This window comes from Pseudomonas phenolilytica (assembly GCF_021432765.1).
In the GTDB taxonomy this organism is placed as follows: domain Bacteria; phylum Pseudomonadota; class Gammaproteobacteria; order Pseudomonadales; family Pseudomonadaceae; genus Stutzerimonas; species Stutzerimonas phenolilytica.
This window is the reverse complement of the sequence record NZ_CP058908.1, coordinates 3,916,640-3,922,746: the sequence shown is the minus strand read 5'-3', so window position 1 is coordinate 3,922,746 and position 6,107 is coordinate 3,916,640. Positions and strand designations below refer to the sequence as shown.

At 59.4% G+C, this 6,107-nt stretch carries 9 protein-coding genes; 1 reads left to right on the top strand and 8 read right to left on the bottom strand.

The genetic code is table 11. The features are described 5' to 3' along the window. Positions 1-606 precede the first annotated feature (606 nt). From HU825_RS18735 to HU825_RS18705, 7 genes are all read right to left on the bottom strand, one after another. On the bottom strand, positions 607-2,652 hold the full coding sequence (locus HU825_RS18735) for a tape measure protein (protein ID WP_234302667.1): 2,046 nt from the start codon (positions 2,650-2,652) through the stop codon (positions 607-609). Further along, on the bottom strand, positions 2,649-2,987 hold the full coding sequence (locus HU825_RS18730; RefSeq protein WP_234302666.1) for a hypothetical protein: 339 nt from the start codon (positions 2,985-2,987) through the stop codon (positions 2,649-2,651). Before HU825_RS18730 ends, HU825_RS18735 begins: the two co-directional genes overlap by 4 nt. After that, positions 2,963-3,160 carry a hypothetical protein gene (locus HU825_RS18725; protein ID WP_234302665.1) on the bottom strand — a complete coding sequence of 66 codons (198 nt, stop codon included), beginning with the start codon at positions 3,158-3,160 and terminating at the stop codon, positions 2,963-2,965. Before HU825_RS18725 ends, HU825_RS18730 begins: the two co-directional genes overlap by 25 nt. Before the next feature lie 139 nt (positions 3,161-3,299). Further along, positions 3,300-4,154, bottom strand: a complete 855-nt coding sequence (locus HU825_RS18720) for a coiled-coil domain-containing protein (protein ID WP_234302664.1) — start codon at positions 4,152-4,154, stop codon at positions 3,300-3,302. A 16-nt stretch (positions 4,155-4,170) separates the two neighbouring features. Further along, positions 4,171-4,380, bottom strand: coding sequence for a hypothetical protein (locus HU825_RS18715; protein ID WP_234302663.1), 210 nt, complete (start codon positions 4,378-4,380; stop codon positions 4,171-4,173). Further along, on the bottom strand, positions 4,377-4,562 hold the full coding sequence (locus HU825_RS18710) for a hypothetical protein (RefSeq protein ID WP_234302662.1): 186 nt from the start codon (positions 4,560-4,562) through the stop codon (positions 4,377-4,379). The genes HU825_RS18715 and HU825_RS18710 overlap by 4 nt, the downstream gene beginning before the upstream one ends. Beyond that, the gene (locus HU825_RS18705; protein WP_234302661.1) at positions 4,559-4,735 is read right to left on the bottom strand and encodes a hypothetical protein; all 177 of its coding nucleotides are present in this window, start codon (positions 4,733-4,735) and stop codon (positions 4,559-4,561) included. The genes HU825_RS18710 and HU825_RS18705 overlap by 4 nt, the downstream gene beginning before the upstream one ends. Positions 4,736-4,984: 249 nt before the next feature. On the opposite strand from HU825_RS18705, the gene HU825_RS18700 reads away from it, so the two are divergent. Further along, positions 4,985-5,329, top strand: coding sequence for a hypothetical protein (locus HU825_RS18700; RefSeq protein ID WP_234302660.1), 345 nt, complete (start codon positions 4,985-4,987; stop codon positions 5,327-5,329). Between the two features lie 33 nt (positions 5,330-5,362). Here HU825_RS18700 and HU825_RS18695 read toward each other — a convergent pair whose 3' ends face one another. Continuing rightward, positions 5,363-6,067: an SOS response-associated peptidase family protein gene (locus HU825_RS18695; RefSeq protein WP_234302659.1), complete on the bottom strand. Its 705-nt coding sequence runs from the start codon at positions 6,065-6,067 to the stop codon at positions 5,363-5,365. Positions 6,068-6,107 lie beyond the last annotated feature (40 nt).

Below are 6,107 nucleotides of genomic sequence, written 5' to 3'. Positions count from 1 at the left end.
AAAAAACTCCCGATCGCATCGATCGTCTCGGCTACCTTCGCGCGGATTGCTCGGTAGATAGATCCGGTCGCGTGTCGGAGCATTGCGGCTGACGATCTGAAGGGTGCCGGTGCGCCGGCGTACTCTGCCACCGCGCCGATACCGCCGACCGGGCGGTTTCGTCGATCACGATCCGATGCGCTGCGCTGGCGATCCAGTAAGCCGCGCTTGCTGGCAGTGCCAACGACATAGGCCGTGATTCGCTTTCTTGGGCGCGCCCGGTAGATCAGTTCGGCTGCTATTGATGCCTGCAACTTGGCCGCCGGGACTGTCACGTTGAGCACGATCGACCGCACAGCAGTGCTATCCAAAGCAGCTTTGAAGTCGAGAGCTAACTGTTCCGTGCTGACGTACTTGCGGTTCGCATAACGTAGGATCGGGCCAATGATATGAATGATCGCGGTACCGTTCGCCGTCATCGTAACGAGCGTGCCCGGTAGGCGATGGCTGTGAGTCAGCTGGAAGGCTTGGACTGTCTGCAGGGGTTGAGCCATCTCATCATTAAGCCATGGGACGAGGAGCCACCGACTGTCTGTTGCGGACGTGAGGATATCTATCATGAGCGGGTCATCGGTGGGTGCGACCGAACTTCTTAGCGGCCAGGCGCAGCTGGTCGGCTTGGGCGGAGTCCGCCAGCACTTGGAACGTATCGCCGCCGAGGTTGATATCAAGCGATCCGAGATTGCGCGGCCCGGTGTCTAAGCTCGCAACGGTCCCAACCATCCCGCCATCGGCAAACCGTGGGATGTGGATCCCGCGGTTGAGTAGGTCGAGCGCGTTCTTGCCCAGCTTGCGTACGGCTGCCGCCCGTATGACGTACTCGCCATTCGAGAGGAGCGCCGGGATGCTGTCGCTGGTTCCGGTGCCGGGGCCGCTGATGTAGCCGCCAGTTGCGTACTGCGGGACATCCGGAACATCACTGTTAATGGCGCCGGCCTGCCCGGTGACATTGACGGGAATGGTGAGCCGCCTCGTCAGATCAACCGCAAGCTGGTCGATCATCCCTCTGATAGTCGCGTCGTCTTCCGATGAGTACTCGAAGCCGACGACCACCTTAGGCAGGCTGTCGATCTTCGTTTTCAGCGAGTCGATGCTGCTACCAATCTGGTCGATGTTCTCTTGTGCCTGTTGCTGCTGCAGGTCATTACCAGCTAACGCTAGTGCTTGCAGCTCTTCCTTCAGGCCTTTGAATCCGTAGCTATTCACGCCGGCCGATTCGAGCTGTTCCAGGATGGATAGCGCTTCTCTCGCCTGGCGCACTGTCTGCTCGCCGTTCTTATCGACCAGGAGGGATTCGCGCGCCCCGGCTTTCAGGCCCATGGCGCCGTTGAAACTCGGCTCTCCGCTTGCTCCTGCACTCGTCTTGTTAATCGAGGTGGCGAACTCTTCCTCAATCCGGAGGCGTTCGGCTTTGAGGCTTGCCATTCTGTCGTTGGCAGCCTTCTGCGCCTTTTCTTCGTCGCTTAAGTTCTTCTTCAGGGACTCAAGCTGATTGGCTTTCAGCTGGCCAATCCGGTCGCCGTGGGCTTTTTCTTCAGCCGATATCTCTTCGTTTACGTCGGCCCGCCCCTTCAGTTGGTCACGGAGCGATTGAATCTGCCGCTTGGTTTGCTGCTCCTCGGTCTTGATGGATTCCTCTGTGACTCCCCTCAGCGACATAGCCAAGCGTTCGAACCAGTTTCCGCTCTTCAGCTTGTCTCGCTGGCTGTTGAGCTCGCGAAGCTTGGAGAGCAGAACCGATATCTCGGTGTTGATTCCGCCTACTGTCTGCTTCTCGTCACGGAAGGTATCGAGGAACTCACCGCTCGAAACCTTGTTCATGGCTTCGGCAAGGTCATTCATTGCCTTCGTGGCCGCTGAAGATGCGCCGGTCATCTTGTCGAAGGCGCCGACCATATCGATAGCAGCGTTCTCAAGACGCTGTCCGGCCGTGCCGAACGTTTCGCCCATCGCCTCGAACTCGGCCGTCAGTTTAGGCAGCTGAGTGAGCAACGCATTCGTGACAACTTCGGCCGTAAGCTGGCCCGCGGCGGCCATCTCGCGCAGCTTTCCTACTGGTACACCAAGCCCATCAGCCAGCGCCTGCATCAGGCGTGGCGCGGTTTCAGCGATGCTGTTGAACTCGTCACCGCGCAGCACACCGGCCCCCAGGGCCTGGGCGAACTGTTGGATACCTGAAGCGGACTCTGATGCTGACGCGCCAGAGATGCGCATTGCCTTGGTAACTGCCTCGGTCACCTTGGCGACGTCGGTTTGGCTGCGACCGGCTTCGCGCAGAGCGGGGGTTAGGCGGGAATATAGCTGCGTGACCGACGTAATCGAGGCGCCGTTTTCGTTCGCAATCCGGCGCACATCGCCTAGCGCGCGGTTGAATTCTTCCTGGGACCTCGCCGTCAGCTTCAACCGAGAATTGATCTGGGTGCTTTGGTCTGCCAGCGTCGAGTAGCTTCGAGCTGCGGCAGTAACAGCGGCAGCTGAAAAGGCAGCCTTAAAAACCCTGCCGGCTACGGCCAGTTTTTGATTGGTCTGGTCAATCTGGCGGTTGAGGTCGTCGAAGGCAGAGCGCGTGTTGTTCTTACCGTCGATGACGACCTGCGTTGCTACGTTTTTCACTGGACGGCCCCTTCTGTTTCGACGTGAAGATCCTTGAGGACTTGCGCTGCTATGAGTCGGTGCTCCTTATTGCCAGCTAGCGCTGCAAGCAGATGCGTGCGCTGCGTTGTCACGTCGTCTGGATCCATACCGGGAGCCCTTAGATTCAGCTCCTCAAGAGCGACGAGCAAAACCTCGTCGAGTGCTCGGTCTTCTGTACGCTCGGCGATGACAAAATTCGGTTGGGGCGTGCTGATTGACCGTTCTGGCTTATTAAGGCGATCAAACAGTAGTTCTCGCGCCTCATCCCACAAATCGAAGGCCAGGTCGATTAGTGCGCCGAGGTAGCGAGACATTCCCCGTCCTCCATGAGTGGGAGAGCAAGATTCAATATGCCGCGGACGAATTCTCGGTCGACCTGGCTTCCTGCTAAGGCTCGGAGCAAGCAATCGCGCTGCTTCTCCATATCCGCCAGGGCGTAACGGATAGCCCCGTCCAGCAGAAAATCATTGTTGAGATCGATGGTCATGGCGCTGTCCTCTTGGGGCGGGCGGTCGCGGTTGGCATGAGTTGCCTGGAGTAGTGCCGACCACCGCCCCCAAAGGTAGGAGCGCGCCGGCTGTCGGGGTTACTACGCCACTGGCCGACTGGGCGCCTTGCAGGTTTACTCAGGGACGCAGCGCGTCGACATCAATGGCGCCGCTGGAGTCTCGTACTTTCCTCGCAGTAATCGGCGCACCACCGTCTTTCGCAGTGACGGGGATGTGCAGGTCGTCCATCGCCCGAGAATTGCGGCTAATTGCCCAATCCACGGCGACGATTTGAGCGGCCAGCTCCGACATCTCGCTTGCCATCGCGTCCCACCGTGCGCCGAGCTTGTGTCGTACGGCGAGCAGCCGGCGCTCGCGGGCGCTCTCAAAGCGCTGCCTTTCAGCGGCACGCTTCTGCTCAATCGAATCGACCTGACTTTGCAGTGCTTGGAGGATGACGGCCTGCCGAGCGGTCTTGCGCTGGACCTGCTCAAGCGCTTCGGAACGACCATTTAGCGTGTCCAGGGCGGCGGCTTCTTCAGACTCGCTGCCCTGCGCCATTGCGGCTGCGTAGGCCTCTGCAGCTTGGCTCTCGCTATGTTTGGCCTCGGCGAGTTCTGCATCGGCAGCGGCTTGCAGCTTGGTCAGTTTGGCACTCGCCTTTTCATAGTCAGCATCAAGCGCCGCCAGGGCTTTGCCTGCTGCGTCCATCTCTTTCTTAGCGGCCTTGATGTCTGCGTCGGCGCTGTCTCGCGCCGCCTTCCAATTCAGCAGGTCGTCGCGCTTCACGATTTCGCGGCCGAGCCGATCAATCTCGCCTTCAGTGGCGCGGAGATCGTCGTGCATCCCACTGATGGGACGCTTGGCAGCTGTGCTGTCGTTCGTTGCGGCTTCGATTTCGCTGCGCAAGGAATCAGCGAGCGCGTGCGCTTCTTCAAGCTGATCTTCGAGGGTGGGTTCTTGAGGCTCGCTGAGCAGTTTCAGTCCGAACACGGTATGTCTCCTTGAGTCAGGCGTCTTCGATCGAGACGCTGCTGCGATTGAGTAAGAGAGCTTCAGTTAGGCGCTCGGCGCGGCTGAATGCGCTCTCCTGGGTATCGCCTTGGAGCACTGCCAGGGTCCGGCCGTCGTGCTTTAGGCGAGCGTGATACTTCGGTGCAAATCCCTTGTGGAAGGGCCTTGGGTGCGGGTCATGCGCGGTGATGGCGAGCGCGCTCATCGGGTCGCCGGGAGCAGGTCGTAGCTGCTCAGGTACGCCAGGTCGACCACGCGGATATCGACGCCAACGCCAAAGACGCGAATGTGGCCAGAGGGAAGCGTTTCAATCTGCAGGCCTCGCTGCTCGGCGAGCCGCTGTATGTCGTCGCGCTTGTTTGCGAGTTGTGCGGCTCTGGTGCTCATACGAAAAGCTCCCGGCAGCTGACAAAGGGCTTGTTCTCGCTAAGTGCGATGAGAAGGGCGCTGGCGGGAATGCTGCCCTTATCTGCCGCATCACGAATGCGTGACCAGGCTGCGGTTAGTTCGGCTCGGTTGGGGCGCACCTGGCGGCCTCTCGGCTTGTCGATAGTGCTCATAAGCTGCCTCACTGTAAATCAACAAGACATGTCGTAATTAACGTCATGTTACTCTCGATTTGGCCTTATGCAAGCTTTTTACTGGTTGGGTATCCAGTATTTGCGGGTGTGGGGATTGCCGGGACGGGGCTGCGATAGCGCCGAGAGGAAGAACCCGTGCGAAAAGTAGACACGTCAGATTCCCCCAGGGGAGACAACCACGCGCTTTATGGCTAGCGTTTGGCTATCACATACACGGAGGTATTTCAGGTGGAAATCAACGTAACGGCTGTCGAGCGATCTGTTCGGCTATTCGCGCTACCAACGGCACTCATGCTGCTCGGGCTCGCTCTGCTGGCCTTCACCGGCGGCGCGATGGACACCCTTAGCCCGACGCTTGAGACGGTGATTGTCCCTGCCAGGTGGTTTCTGGCCGGACTATCTGGTTTGGGCGCTCTTTGGTTCGCCTGGCGCTTGGTCCTCCTGTACCGATGGGAGAACGGCGCCGATGGCGGTTGTCATCGATGCGGCGGATTCGTCAGGCACCTTGAAGGCCGTTGGGGCGATTACAGCAAGTGCATGATGTGCGGCGGGACCAAATCGGGGCACTACTAAGAGCGCCTGCTGGAACGAAGCCCGAACCTAGGGTCAGAGCAAGGGTGCGGATGTCGGCTCGATCAGATGCCGCCCCTCATTACGAACGTTGCCGACTGCCTTATCTACAGCGAACCATTCGAAGGCGTCGACCGGTAATGCCAAGTCGCGAGCCAGCTCCTCGGCTCGTTCTAAAGACAGGTCCGGCTCGATCCATTCTCGCGCGCGGTCAGCCTCAAACACGACAGGCCGTCGATCATGGATGTCTAGCATCCCCTGGTCGCTGTCGGCGGTGATGATTACGAACCCATCCCCGTTGTGATCGGTCAGGCCGGTGCGATCCAGCTGAGCCAGCGCGGCGAACCATAGCGGCGCGCCGTCCTTGCGACGGATGTAGTAAGGCTGTTTCTTCTTCGGGTCGGTGGGGTCTTTTACCCACTCGAACCACCCATCTGCCGCAACTAGCGTTCGACCGGTGGCCCAGATGTCTCGGAAAAACCGGCTGGTCGCTGCCGTCTCGACACGCGCGTTGATGGCTGGCGGTCGTTTTCCCATTGCCCAAAATGGCTGATAGCCCCACGGTAACCGCGCCATTCGTAAGCCGGTGTCTGTCTCGTAGAAAATCATTACCTTCGAGCGCGGCGCTACGTTGAAGCGGTCTATCGGCTCTGGATTGATGGCGCTTTCGATCGGCTTGTCATAGCGCAGCGCATCTAGGTACTCGACCGCTGTTCGGTACTGTGTAAAGCGACCGCACATATCCCCTCCAGCCTGCTATCGGATGGCTGCCTTACTTCAT